The organism is Flavimaricola marinus, assembly GCF_900184895.1.
GTDB lineage: Bacteria > Pseudomonadota > Alphaproteobacteria > Rhodobacterales > Rhodobacteraceae > Flavimaricola > Flavimaricola marinus.
On record NZ_FXZK01000004.1, the window covers coordinates 372,047 to 391,928 of the forward strand.

Annotated in this window: 22 protein-coding genes; 16 read left to right on the forward strand and 6 right to left on the reverse strand. The window is 63.5% G+C overall.

Annotated elements, in window-relative coordinates; all coding sequences use genetic code 11:
• Positions 1-90: 90 nt before the first annotated feature.
• The 5 genes from trmB to LOM8899_RS12970 all read left to right on the forward strand — a co-directional run bounded on the left by trmB (position 91) and on the right by LOM8899_RS12970 (position 4,997).
• Positions 91-798, forward strand: coding sequence for a tRNA (guanine(46)-N(7))-methyltransferase TrmB (gene trmB / locus LOM8899_RS12950; RefSeq protein ID WP_093992624.1), 708 nt, complete (start codon positions 91-93; stop codon positions 796-798).
• Between the two features lie 73 nt (positions 799-871).
• Positions 872-2,224, forward strand: a complete 1,353-nt coding sequence (aroA, locus tag LOM8899_RS12955) for a 3-phosphoshikimate 1-carboxyvinyltransferase (protein WP_093992625.1) — start codon at positions 872-874, stop codon at positions 2,222-2,224.
• On the forward strand, positions 2,221-2,838 hold the full coding sequence (locus tag LOM8899_RS12960) for a (d)CMP kinase (RefSeq protein WP_093992626.1): 618 nt from the start codon (positions 2,221-2,223) through the stop codon (positions 2,836-2,838). The genes aroA and LOM8899_RS12960 overlap by 4 nt, the downstream gene beginning before the upstream one ends.
• Positions 2,839-3,037: 199 nt before the next feature.
• Positions 3,038-4,516 carry a hemopexin repeat-containing protein gene (locus LOM8899_RS12965; protein WP_093992627.1) on the forward strand — a complete coding sequence of 493 codons (1,479 nt, stop codon included), beginning with the start codon at positions 3,038-3,040 and terminating at the stop codon, positions 4,514-4,516.
• Between the two features lie 208 nt (positions 4,517-4,724).
• Positions 4,725-4,997, forward strand: coding sequence for a hypothetical protein (locus LOM8899_RS12970; protein ID WP_093992628.1), 273 nt, complete (start codon positions 4,725-4,727; stop codon positions 4,995-4,997).
• Positions 4,998-5,020: 23 nt separating this feature from the next.
• On the opposite strand, the gene LOM8899_RS12975 is transcribed toward LOM8899_RS12970, so the two are convergent.
• A complete protein-coding gene (locus LOM8899_RS12975; RefSeq protein ID WP_133065029.1) occupies positions 5,021-5,416 on the reverse strand; it encodes a hypothetical protein in 396 nt (131 codons plus the stop codon).
• Positions 5,417-5,652: 236 nt separating this feature from the next.
• On the opposite strand from LOM8899_RS12975, the gene rpsA reads away from it, so the two are divergent.
• Positions 5,653-7,335 carry a 30S ribosomal protein S1 gene (gene rpsA / locus LOM8899_RS12980; RefSeq protein ID WP_281253228.1) on the forward strand — a complete coding sequence of 561 codons (1,683 nt, stop codon included), beginning with the start codon at positions 5,653-5,655 and terminating at the stop codon, positions 7,333-7,335.
• A gap of 75 nt (positions 7,336-7,410) precedes the next feature.
• Positions 7,411-7,788 carry a hypothetical protein gene (locus tag LOM8899_RS12985; protein ID WP_093992631.1) on the forward strand — a complete coding sequence of 126 codons (378 nt, stop codon included), beginning with the start codon at positions 7,411-7,413 and terminating at the stop codon, positions 7,786-7,788.
• A 3-nt stretch (positions 7,789-7,791) separates the two neighbouring features.
• On the opposite strand, the gene LOM8899_RS12990 is transcribed toward LOM8899_RS12985, so the two are convergent.
• On the reverse strand, positions 7,792-8,973 hold the full coding sequence (locus tag LOM8899_RS12990) for a phytanoyl-CoA dioxygenase family protein (protein WP_093992632.1): 1,182 nt from the start codon (positions 8,971-8,973) through the stop codon (positions 7,792-7,794).
• Positions 8,974-9,054: 81 nt separating this feature from the next.
• Here LOM8899_RS12990 and LOM8899_RS12995 point away from each other — a divergent pair, with 81 nt between their 5' ends.
• From LOM8899_RS12995 to LOM8899_RS13020, 6 genes are all read left to right on the forward strand, one after another.
• Positions 9,055-10,071, forward strand: a complete 1,017-nt coding sequence (locus LOM8899_RS12995; protein WP_093992633.1) for a LacI family DNA-binding transcriptional regulator — start codon at positions 9,055-9,057, stop codon at positions 10,069-10,071.
• An 82-nt stretch (positions 10,072-10,153) separates the two neighbouring features.
• The gene (locus LOM8899_RS13000; protein ID WP_093992634.1) at positions 10,154-10,795 is read left to right on the forward strand and encodes a DUF924 family protein; all 642 of its coding nucleotides are present in this window, start codon (positions 10,154-10,156) and stop codon (positions 10,793-10,795) included.
• 126 nt (positions 10,796-10,921) lie between these two features.
• Positions 10,922-12,148 carry a tryptophan synthase subunit beta gene (gene trpB / locus LOM8899_RS13005; protein WP_093992700.1) on the forward strand — a complete coding sequence of 409 codons (1,227 nt, stop codon included), beginning with the start codon at positions 10,922-10,924 and terminating at the stop codon, positions 12,146-12,148.
• Between the two features lie 232 nt (positions 12,149-12,380).
• Entirely contained in the window at positions 12,381-12,968 is a 588-nt protein-coding gene (locus LOM8899_RS23415) for a PepSY domain-containing protein (protein ID WP_168770540.1), read from the forward strand.
• Between the two features lie 60 nt (positions 12,969-13,028).
• Positions 13,029-13,601 carry a hypothetical protein gene (locus LOM8899_RS23420; protein ID WP_168770541.1) on the forward strand — a complete coding sequence of 191 codons (573 nt, stop codon included), beginning with the start codon at positions 13,029-13,031 and terminating at the stop codon, positions 13,599-13,601.
• Positions 13,602-13,628: 27 nt separating this feature from the next.
• Positions 13,629-14,183 carry a helix-turn-helix transcriptional regulator gene (locus LOM8899_RS13020; protein WP_093992635.1) on the forward strand — a complete coding sequence of 185 codons (555 nt, stop codon included), beginning with the start codon at positions 13,629-13,631 and terminating at the stop codon, positions 14,181-14,183.
• Here LOM8899_RS13020 and LOM8899_RS13025 read toward each other — a convergent pair.
• The 3 genes from LOM8899_RS13025 to pth all read right to left on the reverse strand — a co-directional run bounded on the left by LOM8899_RS13025 (position 14,157) and on the right by pth (position 16,363).
• Positions 14,157-14,531 (reverse strand): DUF2237 family protein, encoded by a 375-nt coding sequence (locus LOM8899_RS13025; protein WP_093992636.1) that lies wholly within the window; start codon positions 14,529-14,531, stop codon positions 14,157-14,159. The two genes, LOM8899_RS13020 and LOM8899_RS13025, sit on opposite strands and share 27 nt — an antisense overlap.
• A 69-nt stretch (positions 14,532-14,600) precedes the next feature.
• Positions 14,601-15,632, reverse strand: a complete 1,032-nt coding sequence (locus tag LOM8899_RS13030) for a DUF2332 domain-containing protein (protein ID WP_093992637.1) — start codon at positions 15,630-15,632, stop codon at positions 14,601-14,603.
• A complete protein-coding gene (gene pth, locus LOM8899_RS13035; RefSeq protein ID WP_093992638.1) occupies positions 15,629-16,363 on the reverse strand; it encodes an aminoacyl-tRNA hydrolase in 735 nt (244 codons plus the stop codon). The genes LOM8899_RS13030 and pth overlap by 4 nt, the downstream gene beginning before the upstream one ends.
• Before the next feature lie 172 nt (positions 16,364-16,535).
• Between pth and LOM8899_RS13040 the strand changes: the two genes are divergently transcribed.
• From LOM8899_RS13040 to LOM8899_RS13050, 3 genes are all read left to right on the forward strand, one after another.
• A complete protein-coding gene (locus tag LOM8899_RS13040; RefSeq protein WP_093992639.1) occupies positions 16,536-17,291 on the forward strand; it encodes an SDR family NAD(P)-dependent oxidoreductase in 756 nt (251 codons plus the stop codon).
• A 201-nt stretch (positions 17,292-17,492) separates the two neighbouring features.
• Positions 17,493-18,035: a methanogen output domain 1-containing protein gene (locus LOM8899_RS13045; RefSeq protein WP_093992701.1), complete on the forward strand. Its 543-nt coding sequence runs from the start codon at positions 17,493-17,495 to the stop codon at positions 18,033-18,035.
• Positions 18,032-19,087, forward strand: coding sequence for a sensor histidine kinase (locus tag LOM8899_RS13050; RefSeq protein ID WP_093992640.1), 1,056 nt, complete (start codon positions 18,032-18,034; stop codon positions 19,085-19,087). The genes LOM8899_RS13045 and LOM8899_RS13050 overlap by 4 nt, the downstream gene beginning before the upstream one ends.
• A gap of 100 nt (positions 19,088-19,187) precedes the next feature.
• On the opposite strand, the gene LOM8899_RS13055 is transcribed toward LOM8899_RS13050, so the two are convergent.
• Positions 19,188-19,823, reverse strand: coding sequence for a 50S ribosomal protein L25/general stress protein Ctc (locus tag LOM8899_RS13055; protein ID WP_093992641.1), 636 nt, complete (start codon positions 19,821-19,823; stop codon positions 19,188-19,190).
• Positions 19,824-19,882: the final 59 nt, after the last annotated feature.

Below are 19,882 nucleotides of genomic sequence, written 5' to 3' on the forward strand. Positions count from 1 at the left end.
TCGCGGCCATGAGCTGTGGAGCAGGCTTCGGATCGGCCCGCCATTCCTTGCCCATTGTCTCGCCGGCGCGACCTTGCTAGGTGCCTCGCCATGACAGACAGACGCATTCATCCCGACGGCACTCCCTGGCGCAACTTCTATGGCCGTATCAAGGGCAAGACCCTCAACGCCGCGCAGGTCGTCCGCCTTGAGCGCGACCTCGAGGAATTGTCGCCCGGTCCGATCGGCCGTGAGGCCAATCCGGATCTGATCCCGCTCGATCTCAAGGCCCGGTTTGGCGATCGCCCCGTCTGGCTCGAGATTGGATTCGGCGGCGGTGAGCATCTGGTGCATATGGCTGCCACCTATCCCGACGTGGCCATTCTGGGGGCGGAGCCGTTCGTGAACGGCGTCGCGATGCTGCTCGGCAAGATCGAAGCGGCCGGCGTCACAAATCTGGCGGTGCATCCCGGAGATGTCCGCGATGTCTTTGACGTGCTGCCCGATGCCAGCATCGAAAAAGCCTTCCTGAACTATCCCGACCCTTGGCCAAAAGCCCGCCATCACCGCCGCAGGTTCGTCACGCCCGAGTATCTGGCCGCGTTGTTTCGCGTCCTTGCTCCGGGCGCCGAATTCCGGGTGGCGACCGATATCCCCGACTACGTTCGCCAGACGCTGGAGGAGGTCCCTCCCGCCGGTTTCGTGCTTGAGAAGGGGCCGACGGACGAGGCCTGGCCCGACTGGCTGTCGACCCGCTATGAGCAGAAGGCGCTTCGTGAGGGCCGCAGCCCCCATTATCTGACCTTTCGCAAGCCGTAGCCGTTGGCATTTTCCGTATTTGAGGCCAAAAGAAGCATTGGGCCGCTAGGAGCCCGAGCGGAAGGAAGAGCGAATGTCTGGTCATGGTGCCCCGATCCCGATGACGTCCCGCAAGGGACCAACGCTGAAAGGCGTGGCCAATGTGCCGGGGGACAAGTCGATTTCCCACAGGTCGCTGATTCTCGGGGCGCTTAGCGTCGGTGAGACTCGGATCGTGGGATTGCTGGAGGGGCAGGACGTGCTCGATACCGGCAAGGCGATGCAGGCGTTCGGGGCCGAAGTCAATGATCATGGCGGCGGCGAATGGTCTGTTCATGGCGTGGGCGTTGGCGGATTTTCCGAACCCGAGAGCGTGATCGATTGCGGCAATTCCGGCACCGGCGTTCGCCTTATTATGGGTGCGATGGCGACCTCGCCGATCACCGCGACCTTCACCGGCGACGCCTCGTTGAATGGCCGCCCGATGGGCCGTGTGACCGACCCTTTGGCGCTGTTTGGCACGCAGGCCTATGGCCGTCAGGGTGGCCGTTTGCCGATGACGCTGGTGGGTGCAAAGGAACCCGTGCCGGCCCGTTACACCACCCCCGTGCCCTCGGCGCAGGTGAAGTCTGCGGTGCTTCTTGCCGGGTTAAATGCCCCCGGTCAGACCGTTGTCATCGAGAAGGAAGCCACCCGCGACCATTCCGAGCGCATGCTGGCCGGATTTGGTGCCGAGATTTCCGTCGAGACCACGCCGGAGGGCCGCGTCATCACGCTGACCGGCCAGCCCGAATTACGTCCGCAGCACATCGTCGTGCCGCGTGATCCGTCCTCGGCGGCGTTTCCCGTCTGCGCGGCTTTGCTCGTGGAGGGGTCGGACGTTCTGGTCCCGAATATCGGGTTGAACCCGACCCGCGCGGGCCTGTTCTACACGCTGCAAGAGATGGGTGCCGACCTGACGTTTGAGAACCCGCGCGAGGAGGGTGGCGAGCCCGTTGCGGACCTGCGTGCGAAGTTTTCTCCCGACATGCAGGGCATCGAGGTGCCGCCCGAACGTGCCGCCAGCATGATCGACGAATACCCTGTCTTGAGCGTCGTTGCCGCCTTTGCCAAGGGCCAGACAATCATGCGTGGTGTCAAGGAGTTACGCGTCAAGGAAAGCGACCGGATCGACGCGATGGCCGTCGGTTTGCGGGCGGCGGGAGTGACCGTGGACGAGGGCGAGGACTGGTGGATCGTGGAGGGGCGCGGCTTTGGCGACGTGCCTGGCGGTGTCACTGTCGAGAGCCGTTTGGATCACCGGATCGCGATGTCGTTCCTGGTGTTCGGCCTTGCCACCAACAAGCCGATCACGGTGGACGATGCGGGCCCGATTGCCACGTCGTTCCCGATTTTCGAGACACTGATGGCCGAACTTGGGGCCAGCATCACGAGGTCGAACGTATGAGCTTTGCCGTTGCGATAGATGGCCCTGCCGCTGCTGGAAAAGGCACCATTTCCAAGGCGGTCGCGGCCCATTTCGGCTTTGCCCATCTGGACACCGGGCTGCTCTATCGCGCCGTGGGGGCCAAGGTGCGCGACGGGGCTGAGCCGGTTGCAGCGGCGCAGACGCTCCAGCCGCAAGACCTTGAGGCTGGCGACCTTCGCACCCCGCAAGTGGCTGATTATGCAAGCAAAGTGGCCGTGATCCCAGAGGTTCGTGCGGCCTTGGTCGATTTCCAGCGTGCCTTTGCCGCCCGCGCCGGTGGGGCGGTTCTGGATGGCCGTGACATTGGCACGGTGATCTGCCCGGACGCCCAAGCCAAGCTCTTTGTCACCGCCAGCGCCGAGTGCCGCGCCGAGCGCCGTTTCAAGGAGCTGACCGGCAACGGGATCGAGGTGACGCTGGAGGGTGTTCTGGCCGATGTCATTGCCCGCGACACCCGCGACCGCGAGCGGGCCGAGGCACCTATGGTGGCGGCCGAGGATGCTGTGCTGATCGATACCAGCGACCTGACCATCGAGGCCGCCGTTAACCAAGCTATCGCGGTGATTAACGCGGCGCGCAGCGCGCGAACCTGACCCGATTTGCCTTGCGGCATCCCGTCGGTCTGACGTCGGTATGGGCTTCGGTATTCCGAATTAACGAATTTCGACCCGGTTACGCAACATCAAGCGCCGACCCGTCAGGTATCGGGGTGCGCGCGGGTGTGGAATTCCGGACTTCCTTCCAAACGGCTCTAACTACATCCTGTGGTTGAATTTTCTAGGAGTGTTTGAGATGTTTGACGCCGCTGTCCTTGCCCCGAATGGCAAGCATTACTTTTTCGCAGGCTCTGTTTATTGGCGATTTGATGCGGCGAAAGGTGCTGTTGATGACGGGTATCCCCTTGCCATTTCGAACTGGACCGGCGTGCCCAATAATCTGGATGCCGCGTACCGGATGCGCGGCGGCTACAACTTTGACAAGATCTATTTCCTGAAGGGGCGGCGTGTCTGGCGCTATGATTTTCCCGATGGCAAGGTTGATGCCGGATATCCCAAGCCGATCCACCACGAGCTGAAGGGGTTTTGGGACGATGGCATCGATGCCGCGGTCGATTTTGGCGATTATCTTCGCTATGTGTTTCGCCACAATACGGTGCGCCAACTGGACAACGATGGCGGGCTGAAGCGCGAAACTAACCCGATCCATGAGCAATTTCCCGGTGTACCCGGAGATCTGAATGCCGTTGTGACCGCGATGAACGGCCGCAAGTCGAGCTTTCAATTCTTTCAGCGCGATCTGACGTCGACCCCGCCCAAACCGGTGGTTCCGGCGGATGAGACGGCGATGATGATGACGGATATTCAGAGCGCGGGCACCAATGCCGTGGTTTTGGGCAAGACCTATCCCGGATTTCGCAACCGGTTGACCGCGACGCAGGAGCAGGCTGTCTCGCGTTTTGCAGCCGACCGCCGCCCGAGCAAATTTCCGATGCTGGATCGCGCCAAGGTGGCCGGGCAATTGCGCGACCGGTTGTCGGACCCTAGAGCGGTGCATCAGATCAACTCCGCGTTTTGCGGCCCTGCGTCGATTGTCTATTGGCTGGCGAAAACCCGCCCCGATGTCTATATCAAGATCGTGGATGAGCTGTATCATCTGGGCAAGTTTCGCACGTTTGGCGAGACGATCACCCCGCAGTCTGATTTCCTGTCGACCTCGCCCAACCTCGCCCGCGTTGGCGGAGGCCAGATCGACGAGATCGACTGGATGGTGATGGGCGCGTTGCGGTCTGCGCGTGGCCTGTTGACCGATGTGGAAGGCGACGGCGAGGAGAAAGGCGCCAATGCCGCGGCCATGAAATACTGGTGCACCGAGGTCCTTGGATATGGTCATGTGGATTTCAATCGCTGCTATGCGGTGGGCGAGCACAAGGCGCTGGAGGATGCCGATGTGGCCTATAATCGCCACAGCATGGACGGCGAGGCCTATGGCACGCAGGGCGCTGCCTTCCTGGCCGTGCATTCAAGCATGCTGAAGGGGGCCGTCAAAAAGAAGGACGAAGACGACGGGTTCTTTCGCGGGATCGGTGAGAAGATTTTTGGCAATCATTGGGTCGTTTACGAGGGCGATTATCTCTGTGACCCCGGTACGCCCCGCAATGCCAAGGACGGTCATTTTTCCTTTAAGGTGTATTCCTGGGGCCAGATTTATCATTTGAGCCTGCCAGAAGAAGATTTCCGCAATGCGATGTATGGCTCTGTGAACGCCTATTGAGCGGGATCGCCTAATTGGGTCGGTGTCGTTTTCGGTATCGCGGATTCACCAAATGCCGCCGACCCGCGCAACGCCCGGCCCGGTGACGCGGCGTCAACACCCGATGCGGTCGGGAATCCCGGACTACAGCCCGTGACCCGTGGTTGGTTTACTCGCCCTGCCAGTCAATTTCCGGCTGGTTTCGAGACCAACCATTAGGAGAAAGCTTATGGATACCTTTGAATTCAAGACCTCTACATCCGAGTATCTGAAGATCGGAGACATCGCGGGCGAGAGCCAGAGAGCGCCGGAGACCTCGGACTATCTCTTGATCGACGATATTCCGGGCGAGAGCCAATACGACGTTGACGCCGTGTGGGGCACCAACGGCGTGGCGCTGGACGTCGATGCGATGCATGTCGATCCGGTGATCCCCGGATATGAGACCGATGCGCTGACCATGCCGCGTGTGCTTGGGTTTGAAGACCCGCTCCTCGGCTAAGTCACAGAGCCTGTCCGGACCTGTTAGTCGGTTGCCTCGGTCTTGGGAACGGTCTGGACAGGCCCGCTGCCGGGCGGGCCGATGTCGGTCGGCCCGGTATTGTGCGGCCCGAATCGCGCCCAGCCGATCAGCGCCCCGAGCGCCAGCACCTGCAGCGCCACCACGATCGCCGGAAGCCGCGCCAGCCAGACCCGCAGCCGCGTCGTCTGTGACCGCGCCAGCAATAGCAGCAGGATCGCCAGCGCCGTTGCGGCGAGTTGATATTGAAAGAACAGGCTGATCCTGTTCATTCCTTTGGTAAAACCGAAATCCGTGGGTGCGGTCGACATCGGAACGATGACCGACAGCCCCATCAGGCCGGCCCAACCGGCGAAGATCGCCCAAAATATCCATCCGCGGCTCATGCCATTTGATAGCATCTCGCCTACCCTGTCGCCAATTGCTGTCTCGACCCTTGCTTATAAGCCGAAAACACCCTATACGCCGCCCTGTCGAAGCGTCGAGACAGGCGCGCGTCGTGAGACTTGAGCAGGGTCGGTGTCTACCGGCCCTCTTTCGTTTGACAGCTCGCAAGAGCGCCTCGACCAACTGAAACCCAAAGACCTGTGGAGACAACCACATGGCCCGAATAAAGCTAGTATAGGAACCGATACACTTGGCTCAGAACGCATCTATGGAGGATTTCGAAGCCCTCCTGAACGAAAGCTTCGAAATGGACACACCGGCCGAAGGGTCTGTTGTCAAAGGTAAGGTCATCGCCATCGAGGCAGGCCAAGCCATCATCGACGTCGGCTACAAGATGGAAGGCCGCATCGATCTCAAAGAATTCGCAAATCCCGGTGAAAACCCCGATCTGTCCGTTGGCGACACTGTCGAAGTGTTCCTCCGTCAGGTCGAGAACGCCCGTGGCGAAGCCGTCATCTCGCGCGAGATGGCCCGCCGTGAGGAAGCCTGGGATCGTCTGGAAAAGGCCTATGCCGACGAAGAGCGTGTCGATGGCGCGATCTTTGGCCGCGTGAAGGGTGGTTTCACCGTGGACCTCGGCGGCGCTGTTGCGTTCCTGCCCGGCTCTCAGGTCGATGTCCGTCCGGTCCGCGATGCCGGCCCGCTGATGGGCCTCAAGCAGCCGTTCCAGATCCTCAAGATGGACCGTCGTCGTGGCAATATCGTTGTCTCGCGTCGTGCGATCCTCGAAGAGTCCCGTGCCGAGCAGCGCGCCGAAGTCATCGGCAACCTGTCCGAAGGCCAAGAGGTCGACGGTGTGGTCAAGAACATCACCGAATACGGTGCCTTCGTCGATCTGGGCGGTGTGGACGGCTTGCTCCACGTCACCGACATGGCTTGGCGTCGCGTCAACCATCCGTCGGAAATCCTTGCCATTGGTGAGACTGTCAAAGTGCAGGTCATCAAGATCAACAAGGAAACCCATCGTATCTCCCTCGGCATGAAGCAGCTGCAGGACGATCCTTGGGATGCCGTCGAAGCGAAGTTCCCGCTCGAGTCCGTGCACACTGGCCGCGTCACCAACATCACCGATTACGGTGCGTTTGTGGAGCTGGAGCCCGGCGTCGAGGGCCTCGTTCACGTGTCCGAAATGTCTTGGACCAAGAAGAACGTGCACCCCGGCAAGATCGTGTCGACCTCTCAGGAAGTCGAAGTCATGGTTCTGGAAATCGACAGCGCCAAGCGTCGTGTTTCCCTTGGTCTCAAGCAGACCATGCGCAACCCGTGGGAAGTGTTTGCAGAAACCCATCCCGAGGGCACCGAGGTCGAAGGCGAAGTCAAGAACATCACCGAGTTCGGTCTGTTCGTTGGCCTCGAAGGCGACATCGACGGCATGGTTCACCTGTCCGACCTGACATGGGAAGGCCGTGGCGAGGACGTCATCGGCGATTTCCGCAAGGGCGACATGGTCAAGGCCAAGGTTTCCGAAGTGGACGTCGAGAAGGAGCGTATCTCGCTCTCGATCAAAGCCATGGACGGCGACCCCTTTGCCGACGCCATTGGCGGCGTGAAGCGCGGTTCGATCATCACCGTCACGGTGACCAAGATCGAAGACGGTGGCATCGAAGTGGAATACGAGGGCATGAAGTCCTTCATCCGCCGCTCCGACCTGTCCCGTGACCGTGCCGAGCAGCGCCCCGAGCGTTTCGGCGTGGGCGACAAGGTCGACGTTCGCGTGACCAACGTCGACAGCAAGACCCGCAAGCTGGGTCTGTCGATCAAGGCCCGCGAGATCGCCGAAGAGAAAGAAGCCGTCGAGCAGTTCGGTTCGTCCGACTCCGGTGCGTCGCTTGGCGACATTCTGGGCGCGGCGCTGAAAGGCTCTGACGACTGATAAGCCAGACCTTCGGGTTTGATAGGCCCCCGCAACCCGATATGGTTGCGGGGGCCTTTGCGTTTTGGAGGACCTATGACCGTGCCGCAGACCCTTGCCCTGATCTATGCCGCGTTTTGCGCGGCCGTGATCGGATTTCAGATTTGCCTGATCGCCGGCGCGCCTTGGGGCCGGCTGACCCAAGGCGGCACCCATCCCGGAGCCTTGCCACGGGCGGGCCGCCTGGCCGCGGCGGCGTCGATCTTTCTGCTGGCGGCGATGGCCTTGGCCGTCATGTCGGGCGCGGGGCTGTGGCCCTATTGGCCGGTCTGGACCGGCTGGACCGCGCTCGCGGTGCAGGTGCTGTCGGTGGTGCTCAACTGGATCACCCCATCGGCACCGGAACGCCGCCTTTGGGGCCCGGTGACGAGCGTCATGCTGGCGCTCGCCTGTGCGGCCATGCTGATCGGCTGATCGTCAGGCCCGCTGCTTGTCCGCCAGCGCCGCTAGCGCCGCGGCAAAGTCTGACTGGCTCATCCCTTCGCGCAGCGCCCGTTTGAACAGCGCGGCCTGAGTCTCTGGCGCCAGTCCGCCGACGGGGGGATCCCGGTCGAGGTTGGTGGGGAAGGAATAGCCTTCCGCGCAGGCCCCGATGGCGGCGTCGAGTTCGCTGTCCGTCAGGCTGCCCGCGGCCTGCGCCGCCTGCGCCACGGGGTAGAGCGCGAGGCTCATCCCCCTGCGGTCGATCGTCTCCATCGCGCGCCCGAAAGCGGACGAGACTTGCAGCAGATTGGCCATCCGGTGGATGCCGCTGCTGGTGTTGGCCCCTGCCGCATGGAACACCGCCGGGTTGAAGAACAGTGCGTCGCCCTTGGCGAGCGGCAGTTGCACGCAACGCTCTTCGAACAGCGCCCGGAAATCCGCCCGCCGCCACGCCGCATAGCCGGCCCGGTATGTCTGCGAGAAGGGCAGCAGCTTGGTCGGCCCGCTCTCGATCGGCATGTCGCAATGCGCCACCGCCCCTTGCAGCGTGAGCGCGGGCGAGAGGTCGTGGACATGAGCGGGGTAGGCGGCCGAGAGCTCTGCCGTCTGGAACCCGAGGTGGTAATCCCGGTGCGCCTGCTGTGCCGCGCCGCCCGGATGCACGAGGTTCACTTGTGCGCTCATTTGATAATTCGGCCCAAGCCAGGCCTCGCAAGCCGCTGCGATTGATGTGTTGGCAAAGTAGCGCAGGAACACATCGGGCGAGGCGTCGCACAGTTTTTGCAGCGAATTCCAGATCCGGTCGTTGGCCCCTGACGCGGCAAAGTGGTCGGCCTTGCCCCCTGTCGCCGCCTTCTCGGTAGAGATGATCTGATCGTAGATCGCGGTCGCCTCGTCGAGCACGCCGGTGTCGGCATAAGCGCCGCGCAGCACCACGATCCCGGCCCCCTTGAGAAACACATGCGCCCATTCGGCCATGATCGCCCGGCGGCTGCCTGCATCTTCGAGCGCGGGCCGCAGCGCGTCCATGTCATAGAGCGGGATGTTCATCTGAACATCCGCCGCGTGCGGCACCTCGGCGGCCTCGGTGCTTTGCCCGATGATCGCGCTGAATTCCGACAAGTCGCATCCGTCCGGGTCGAAGTAGCCGCCCTGTGCGATGGTTTGGTCTTTCATGTTGGGCCTCCCTCTGCTTGCCCCCATGTTGGGCTGAATTGCGCTTGTCGTGTGCGTCAAGACACATCAAGAATACATCAAATGACCCATCGCTTTCCGATCAAGGAGATTGCCCGTCAGGCGGGGCTTGGCACCGCGACGGTGGACCGGGCCCTGAACGGGCGCGCCCATGTCAGCCCGCAGACCCGCGCCCGCGTGGCCGCCGCGATGGCGGAGCTGGAGGGGCAGGAGGCGCAACTGGCCGCCCGAGGTCGCCGCATGTTCTTTGACTTTGTCATCGAGGCCCCGGACCGGTTTGGCCGCGAGGTTCGTCGTGCCGCCGAACGGGTGCTGCCCCAGATCGGTGCGGCGGTCTGCCGTCCTCGTTTCGTGATGCAGGAGATCATGTCCGAGCCCGAGGTGGTCGCCGCCTTGGCTCGAATTGCCAAGCGCGGCAGTCATGGTGTCTGTCTGAAGGCCCGCGATTTGCCGGGCATCCGCCGGGCGGTCGACGCGCTGGTGGCGGCGGGGATTCCGGTGGTGACCCTTGTGACCGATGTCACGACCGAGGGTCGATTTGCCCATGTCGGGCTCGACAATGACAGTGCCGGTCGCACGGCGGCCTATCTGATGGTGCAAAGCCTGCGCGGGGCGGCGGGAGCGGTGCTGGCCACCCGCAGCAACGAGAGCTTTTTGGGCGAAAAAGCAAGGGAGCAAGCGTTTACACTGGCTTTGGCTCGACGCTGTCCAAGGCTGCGCATCGTGCCAGTCAGTGGCGGCAGCGGCGTGCCGTACGAGACCGCCCGGCTGATCGCGGAAGTGGCCGGACAGGTGCCGGATTTGCGGGCGGTCTATTCGATGGGCGGCGGCAATCGTGCGATCCTGCAGGTGCTGGCCGAGCACGGCATCGCTCCGGAGGTTTATGTGGCCCACGATCTGGACGTCGAGAACCGGGCGTTGATCGCGGAGGGCGCCGTCAGCTTTGTGCTGCATCACGACCTGACGGCGGATATGGCCAATGTGTTTCAGGCGTTTCTGCATTGGCATCGTCTGGTGCCCGAGATGCCGGGGCCGTTGCTGTCCCCGGTGCAGGTGATCACCCCGGAGAATCTGTCCTGAGCCGTTGCGTCCGCGGTGGGCTATCTGCGCGGTGGCAGGTGCGCTAGGCTGACGAATGTAGCAGCCACAGAGAGGACAAGGGATGACCGAGCCACGCTTTTCCGCCGACGAGGTTCTCGACCTTTGGTTTCCCGACAATGGCCACTGGAAGGACGCCGAAACCCACGGTGCCTTCTGGTTCGAGCGCATGCAGGGCGGCATGGACCAGATCATCATCGACCAGTTCGCCGATCTGACCCGTGCCGCGGCGCGAGGGGAGTTGGATCACTGGGCCGAGACGCCGCGCGGCCGCTTGTCGTTGCTGATCGCGCTGGACCAGTTTCCCCGCTCGCTCTGGCGTGGCACGCCGGGGGCCTATGCCCAAGACATCAAGGCCTGCCGTCTTGCGCTGGAGGGCGTTCGCAACGGCGATTTCGAGGTGCTTGCCCCGTGGGAGAAGACGTTCTTCGTAATCGCGATTTCCCATTGCGAAGGCCCGGATCATCTGGACCGGATGCGCATGATCACCGGGCTGGCCGAGGAGCTGATCGCTCAGATGCCGGAGCCCATCGATGTGATGGGTGCCGGGTTTCGTGCGCAGAACCTGCGGGTCACCGGGATCATCCAACGTTTTGGCCGTCATCCCCATCGCAACGAGATTCTGGGCCGGCTCTCCACCCCCGAGGAGGAGGCCTATATCGCCGAGGGCAATTTCCCGCATGAGCAGGACAAGCCGCCGGCCTGAGTGCGCGGCGGGTCGCGCCTCGATTTCGCGGCCCGTCGCCCGGCTGCGACACCCTAGCCGCGCCTGATCCCTTTACCGCGCCCGCGCAACCGCCTACACCATGCCAGTCCCGAGATGGAGAGCCCGATGCCCGACGATCTGATCAATTCCTTCATGACCGGCCCCGACGAGAACGGCCGGTTCGGCGATTTTGGCGGCCGCTTTGTCAGCGAAACCCTGATGCCGCTGATTCTGAGCCTTGAGGCCGAATACGAGAAGGCCAAGACCGACGAGAGCTTTTGGGCCGAGATGGATTTCCTGTGGAAGCATTACGTGGGCCGCCCCAGCCCGCTGTATCACGCAGAGCGTCTGACCGAGCATCTGGGCGGCGCCAAGGTCTATATGAAGCGTGACGAGCTCAACCACACGGGCGCGCATAAGATCAACAACGTCTTGGGCCAGATCATTCTGGCCCGCCGCATGGGAAAGACCCGCATCATTGCCGAGACGGGCGCCGGTCAGCACGGCGTCGCCACCGCCACCGTCTGCGCCAAGTTCGGTCTGAAGTGCGTCGTCTATATGGGTGCCCATGACGTGGAGCGTCAGGCCCCCAACGTGTTCCGCATGCGTCTGCTGGGCGCCGAGGTTGTCCCGGTGACCAGCGGTCGCGGCACACTGAAGGACGCGATGAACGATGCCCTTCGCGATTGGGTGACCAATGTCCGCGATACGTTCTATTGCATAGGCACCGTCGCCGGCCCGCATCCTTACCCCGCGATGGTGCGCGATTTCCAGTCGATCATCGGCAAGGAGACCCGCGAGCAGATGCAGGAGGCCGAGGGTCGTTTGCCCGACACTCTGATCGCCGCCATCGGCGGTGGCTCGAACGCCATGGGCCTGTTCTTTCCGTTCCTCGACGACAAGGAGGTCAAGATCATCGGCGTCGAGGCTGGCGGCAAGGGTGTGAACGCCAAGATGGAGCATTGCGCCTCGCTCACCGGTGGCCGCCCCGGCGTGCTGCATGGCAACCGCACCTACCTGCTGCAAGACGACGACGGCCAGATCCTTGAGGGCTATTCGATCAGCGCCGGTCTGGATTATCCCGGCATCGGACCCGAGCATTCGTGGCTGCACGATATCGGCCGCGCCGAATATGTCTCGATCACCGACAAGGAGGCGCTGGAGGCGTTCCAGCTGTGTTGTGCACTGGAGGGTATCATCCCGGCGCTGGAGCCGTCCCATGCCCTTGCCCATGTGATGAAGATCGCCCCCGAGCTGCCCAAGGACCATCTCATCGTGATGAACATGTGCGGTCGCGGCGACAAGGATATCTTTGCGGTGGCCAAGCATCTTGGCTTTGACATGAATACCTGATCGGTCCAGCACGGCCGTGGAGAAGGGCGTTCCGTAGCGGAGCGCCCCTTTTTTCATGGCGGATCGCCGCCGCATAAACCCTGCCTAAACGCCAGTTTATGCGTATCGGCCAGAGGTTTATCGACCCGCTCTTAAACGTGTGGTCCATAGAGCCGACCCTGCGTCCCGGTTCAGCCTGTGCTCACCGGCGGTTTGCATGGGGCAGCTGCCAAATTCCGAGAGGACAGTTCATATGAAGACCAATCAGATTCTGACCGCCGCTCTTTTCACCATGACCGCCAGCATTGCCGTGGCTCAATCGGTCGCCGATCAGGTCGTCAGCCAGCTTCAGGCGCAGGGGTTCACCCATATCGAGGTCAAGCAGGGCATCAGCCAGGTGAAGGTCGAGGCGGTGCGCGGCACCACCGAGGTCGAGTTCGTCTATGACACCAACACCGGCCAGTTGCTAAGCCAGGAGGTTGGCACTGTCCGCCCCGGCGATGACACCAGCCCGGGCGTCGAGTATGACCGCGAGGACCGCGATTTCGTCAGCACGAACGGATCGGGCAACGACGGCATTGGCAACGACAGTTCCAGCAATGACGACAGCAACAATGATCGTTATGATGACGACGACGACAATGATCGCCACGACGATAACGATCGCCACGATGACAATGATCGGCATGACGACGATGATGACGACGACGATGATCGCGACGACCGGGATGATCGCGACGACGATGATGACGACGACGATCGGGATGACCGCGACGACCGGGATGATCGCGATGACCGTGACGACCGGGATGATCGTGACGACGACCGCGATGATGATTGATCGCAATTGCACCGGACCGGCGGCCCTTGGGTCGCCGTCCACCGGCATCGGGGGTGTGGCATGAGCCTACGCTCCCTATTGCTTTGTCTGGGGTTGGCCTTGGCTCCGATGGCTGTCGCGGCGCAGACCCCGCAAGATGCCATCGTCAGCCAGCTAGCCCAGCAAGGCTTTCGCAACATCACGATCAACCGGACCTTGCTAGGCCGGGTGCGCATCGTGGCGACCAGCGACGATCTGCGCCGCGAGATCGTGTTCAACCCAGCCACCGGCGAGATCCTGCGCGACTATTGGGTGGACCTCGACGACGACCGTCCCCGCACGACTCTGGTCAATCCGTCGCCCTCCGGTTCCGCAGACCGGGAGTCTCGTGACGATGATCGTTCTGGCTCTGGCTCGAACGGGGACGATGACGATGACGACGACGATGATCGTGACAATTCCGGCTCTGGTTCGTCAGGTGACGATGACAGGGATGACGATGATCGCGACGACGACGGAGACGACGATCGCGACGACGACCGGGACGACGAGCGCGACGACCGTGAAGACGACCGCGACGACGAGCGTGATGATCGCGAAGATGACCGCGATGATCGGGATGACGATCGGGACGACCGCGACGATGACGACTAGGCCCGCCCCAATACGGAGCGTCACCGTGTGACCCATCGCTTCTGGACATATGCGATCGTTCTGGTTCTCGTCGTGCAGGCCCTCTGCGCTGTGTTCTTTGTCTATAACATTGCCGTGGCCCTGTTTGGCCTGACCCCGCTGCCGTGGACGGCCTATGAGGCGCTCGAACTCGGCGCGGCGGTGGGGTTGCTGTCCGGCTCGATCATCGGGGCCTTTGCCTTGCGCCGCAGCTTTGCCCGGACGGCGCTGGTCGAGGCGCAGTTGCGCGCGGCGTCGGGGGCGTTCATGGAGCTTCTCGAGGAACGCTTTGTCGAGTGGGGCCTGACCCCGGCCGAGGCCGACGTGGCGCTGTTTGCCATCAAGGGCATGAGCCTGTCCGACATCGCCGCCCTGCGCAACACGTCCGAAGGCACAGTCAAGGCGCAGACCAACGCCATTTACCGCAAGGCAGGCGTGTCCGGCCGCCCGCAATTGCTGAGCCTGTTCATCGACGAATTGATGTCCGGTCCAGTGACCGGAGGCCCGGCCAATGCGCCCGAACCGCCCGCTGTCAGGTCAGCCGAGGATCGCGTTGGCCTCTAGCACTTCCATCGGCACGATTTCGAGCGCCGCCTTGTGCGTCGCGGCGAGATTGACCTTGGGCGGGCAGCCTTCGTCATGCGCCTGCAGGAACCGCCCGGCGCAGAGGCACCAGTGATCCCCCGGCTTGAGCCCGGCAAAGCCGAAGTCGGGCTGCGGCGTCGACAGATCGTTGCCCACATATTTCGAGAACGCCAGAAACTCTGCCGTCATCACCGCGCAGACGGTGTGACTGCCCCGGTCTTCGGCGCAGGTGTCGCAGGCCCCGTTTCGAAAGAACCCCGTCACCGGGTCCAGCGAGCAGGGGGCCAGTTCTTCGCCCAGCACGTTGAGGGAGTCGTCTTTGATCATGGGGGTCTCCGTTCGTCGTCGCTGTATCATAGCCCGATTGTCGGCCGCGGTCATGGGGCTGCGCCCATATTATTCGCCTGCATCCCAGCGGAACCAGCGCCCGTGGAAATCCGCCCGCCCGAGCGAGACATGGAGATCGCCGGGCCAGAGCCGCAGGGTGAGCACCGCGCCGGGCTGGGTGCCGTCGTTTTCCATTGCCAGCCATGCCAGCGGCGTATCCGGCCTGGCCATCGCGCCGACCAGTTCGATCAGCTGGGTGCCCTCGGTCTGTTTCCCGGCCGGGAAATATTGCCAGGCGATGGTGCTGTAGATCAGGTGCAGCTGGCCGGGCTGCGCGACCATCCGCCCTGACAGCCAGTCGATGGCGTCCGCCTTGGCCACGGGGGCTTGGGCCACGGAGATCGCGGCGTCGGTCAGGGCCAACCGGTGCGGTTGATCCGGCCAGAGGTAGGCCCGCAGCCGCAGCGCATCGCGTTGCGGGTCGAGCGGGTTGAGGTCCACGCCCGCCCGTTCGGCGATCTCGATGCTCGCGGCCTTGGGCAGATCGCCCTCCCAGTCTGGTGTGAGCGTCAACGCGGCATCGGCGGGGCCGAGCCGCTGCCCCTTGGCCTCCAGCGCGAAGTGGTCCCACATCAGGTTGAGCCCGGCGCTGGCCCCCAGCTCGCTGAGCTTGAACGGCATCGGGTGCCGTGCGTGCAGCCAGTGACCGGCGGCGATCAGCGCCCCGGCGCGGCGCACTTCGTTGGTTTGCGGGGCGCTGTTCAGGAACCGGTCGATGAACGCGGCCTCGGTGTGGAGCGCCGCCTCTACCGCGGTCCAGAGTGCGTCGTCGCTGGCGTTGTGGGGCGGATAGACTGCTGCGAGATCCGCCCGCTCTTCGAGCCGCAGCGCGTGCAGAGCGCCGCAGAGCCGCAGCGGCACCGATGCTTCGCGCGGGCCGAGATCGCCGGGCCAGTCGAACAGCCGGTCGGTGAGCGGCGTGCCCGGTTGCAGCCTGTCGGCGAGCAGGGTGCAGAGCCTGTGCATGAACGGCGAGCCGAGATCGTCGCAGGCCAGCGCCTGATAGCGCAGCGCGTCGCGGAGCCGGTCGGTCCGGCTCATCGGAACCTGTCCGCCAGCTTTTGCAGCGCGGTTCTGGTGTCTTTTTCGGGCGCGGCCTGCGGTGCGGCCGATATGGATTTCTCGACCGGTTTGACGCGGGGTTTGTCGCTGCCGGATTTTTCCTCGGTGGGTTTCGGCCCCTTTTGCCCGCCGCCGCTGCGAGGCGGGTTCAGCCGCAGGGACACGGCGTTGAGGAACTTTGGCCCGTCGCCATCCGCCAGATGCGCGGCCCCGTCCGAGACACCTCGCAGCATGTCGTCGAGCCAGTCGGCGTCGGCCTTGGCGAAATCGCGCAGCACATAGCCCGGCACCGCGTCCTTGTGCCCCGGATGCCCGACCCCCATTCGTACGCGGGTGTAGTCCGGCCCGATGTGCCCGTGGATCGACCGCAGCCCGTTGTGACCGGCGTGTCCGCCGCCCTGCTTGAGCTTGAGCTTGCCGGGTGCGAGGTCGATCTCGTCGTGGAACACCACCAGATCGGCGGGGGTGAGTTTGTGAAACCGCATCGCCTCGCCCACCGATTGCCCGGAGAGGTTCATGAAGGTTTCGGGCTTGAGCAGGATCACCTTGTCGGCCCCGAGCCTGCCTTCGCTGACCAGCCCCTGAAACTTTGACCGCCACGGGCTGAACCCATGATCCGAGCTGATCCGGTCCATCGCCATGAACCCGATATTGTGCCGGTTGCCCGCGTATTTCCCGCCCGGATTGCCGAGCCCAACAAACATCATCATGCCGCCGTTTTAGCGCGGCTGCGGCGGGAGAGCCAGCGCCCTGCGGCGGAAACCACGGCATTCCGTGCGGAGCAGATCGAGCCGGTTCGCGCCGCTGTTTAATCCAGATCAAGGCGGCTGCCGTCCGGCTGTGGAAGACTCTGCCCAGAGGCTCACATTTGAGGAGAATGTCATGCAATTCGATTTCAACGGCAAGACCGCGATCGTCACCGGGGCGGGCTCTGGCATCGGTGCGGCGATTTCCCGCGATCTGGCCCGCTTTGGCGCTACGGTGGTGCTGGCCGATCTGGACGAGTCCGGGATGGCCACCGTCGCGGGCGAGATCACCTCCGCCGGCGGCAAGGCGCTGACCCAGCGCGCCGATACCAGTGCTGCGGCGGATGTCGAGCGTCTCGTGACTTTTGCCGTCGAGCAGACCGGCGCGCTGCACCTTCTGGTCAACAACGCGGGCATCGGCGGACCGGCCGCGCCGGTGGGCGAATATCCTCTCGACGGCTGGCACAAGGTCATCGACGTGAACCTCAATGGCGTCTTTTACGGGATGCGCTATGCGCTGCCCGAGATCGTCAAGGCCGGCGGTGGTTCCGTCGTCAACATGGCGTCTATCCTCGGCACGGTCGGCTTTGCCACGGCCAGCGCCTATGTGGCGGCCAAACATGCCGTCGTCGGCCTGACCAAGGCGGCGGCGATCGAATACGCCAAGTCGAACGTGCGGGTGAACGCCATCGGGCCGGGCTTTATCGCGACGCCGCTGCTCGACAAGAACCTGGACGAGGCGACGCTGGGCGTCATCGCGGGGATGCATCCGGTTGGCCGCTTGGGCAAGGCCGAGGAGGTGTCTGCGCTTGCCTGTTTCCTGTTGTCGGAACAGGCGAGCTTCGTCACCGGCAGCTATCACCTCGTCGACGGCGGCTATACGGCGCAGTAGCGCCCGTGGGCCCGACATGGCCGGTGCCCGTCTCCGCCGCCGCTCTGGCGGGGGCGGAATGATCTGACGCCTCCCATTGCATTCCCTATGGCGCGCTCTAACATTAGGGGCGCCGGAAGGACTTTGCGCCATGGTCTGTTCCAAGTTTCGTTGTTTGCTTTCAAGATGACAAAGACCACAGAAATCCAAGGGGAGAACCGAATGGCTGAACCGGTCGCAGACGCTCAACTGTCTCTTGATCGCGACGTGTTTTTCCGCCGGTTGTTGCGCGATCTGAGCGGGACACTCGAGGGCGTCGTAGGGATCGAGGCCGCAGAGGGCTATATCAGCACTGTCGGTGGTCAGGTCGGCCTTTGGATCAATCAGTCCTACCGAGAGGCGCTGGGCAAGCCCAAGCTGGATGCCGAGGCCGTCGCCGCCGTGTGCGTCGATCTCAAGAAGCGTATCGGGGGCGACTTTCACCTCATTTCCGCCGACGAGGACAAGATGGTCTTTGGCAATAACCGCTGCCCCTTCGGCGAGATGGTTCTGGGCCGCACCTCTTTGTGCATGATGACGTCGAACGTTTTTGGCCGGATCTCGGCCGACAACCTCGGCTATGCCCGTGTCGAGCTTGATCAGACCATCGCCAAGGGCGATCCGGGGTGCCGCGTTGTGGTGCATCTCAGGCCGAACGACGAGGCTCCGCCGGATGCCCGCGAGTATTACCAGTATCCGCACACTCCGTCGGATGAGGATGTATGACAACTCTGAATGAGGCGCAGATCGCTGATCTGGCGTTGTCGGCGCATCCGATGGCGACGTTGGTCGTCGATCTCGACGGGGCGGTGCTCTATTCGAACGCCGCGGCCAGGAATGCCTTCGGGCTGACGCAAGACGGGGCGGGCGCCGCCGGCTCCATCGAGGGCTGGGGCTTGCGGCGGATGCCGCTGCCGGAGCTGCTGCGCGCGGCGGCGATTTCGTCGAACTGGATTCCGGCGATCTTCTATCGCGGCGACGAGGCCGTTCATGCCCGTGCCCGCGGCATGCGGGCCAAGGGGGGTGGCGCGCCTCTTGTGCTGATCACATCGGTTGCCGATGCCACGACCCAATTCCAGCTTCACGCCAAGCAGATCAGGGAACTGAACATGCAGGTGGCGCTGTATCAGAAGAAGTCGATGGAGCTCGAAGAATCCGTCGCCGTTTCGAAGGTGCTCGAGCGCGAACTGGTCCACCGGGTCAAAAACAATCTCGCGGTGGTGTCGGCGCTGCTCAACCAGCAGGCCCGCTCGTCCGGGGACGAGATCGTCACCGATGCCCTCAAGAGCGCCGCGAGCCGGATCAAATCCATCGCGGTGGTGCACGACGTGCTCGACCGAAACCAGCAGACCGAAGTCGTCAACGTGGCGGATCTGGTGGTGCAGCTGGCCGCCGGTATCCGGACCACGCTCTGCCCGCCACGGATCGCGCTGGTGACGGAAACCCAGATGGCCGTGGTTCATGTCGATGTGGCGCTGCCGCTTGCGCTCTTGGTCAACGAATTGGTCACCAGCGCCATCACCCACGCGTTCGTCGGCCGCCCGAGGGGCCGCATCCTCGTGACCAGCGCCGTCGAGGGCACGGAGGTGGAGATTCGCGTCGCGGACGATGGCGTGGGCCATCCCTCCGGCGCCAAGGGCGCCCCCCGCGAGCCTCGCCTCGTGGCGGCGCTCGTCGACCAGATCGGCGGGTCCATCGACCGCGTGACCGGGGACGGGACCGAATGGGTTCTGCGTTTCCCCTCCGATCCGCAGCGCGCCTATTCCAGCCCGATGTGATCCGGGCACAAGCGCCCGACTCTGACCCTGCCCGATACTGGCCGCGCACAAAAAAACGGGGGCCCGAAAGCCCCCGTTTTCGATGTCGAGCCGAGGAAGATTACTCTTCGGTGGCTTCGGCTTCCTCGTCGCCTTCTGCTTCGTCCTCGTTGTCGGAGGCGCGCAGCCCGGACGGAGCCGAGATGTTGGCGATGACGAAGTCGCGGTCGATCGTCGGCTTGGCGCCTTCGGGCAGGACCACGTCGCTGATGTGCAGCGTGTCACCGACTTCCCGACCGGTCAGGTCGATGGTCAGGTGATCCGGGATGTCACCGGCGAGCACGTTCAGTTCGACTTCGTTCCGAACCACGGTCAGAACGCCGCCGCGCTTGATGCCCGGTGCCGCGCTCTCGTTGATGAACTCGACGGGGATGAACAGCTTCACCCGGCTGGTCCGCTTGAGGCGCATGAAGTCGACGTGCTTGGGCAGGTCTTTGACCACGTCACGCTGGACGCCGCGGCAGATGACCCGCACGTCGTCCTGGCCTTCAACCTTGAGGTTGAACAGGGTCGACAGGAACCGGCCTGCCTTCAGACGCTTCAGCAGCGCGTTGTAGGGGATGTTGATGGGCTGCGGGTCAATGCCGCCGCCATAAACGATGCCAGGTACGTCGCCATCACGGCGAGCTTGGCGGGCGGCCCCCTTGCCTGTCCCCGCGCGTACCGTGGCGTGAAGATCAGGGATCTCACCAGCCATAGTATATTCCTTTGATGTAGGGGCCAGCCTCCAAGGGTGTCCGGCCCGATGAAGTCGCG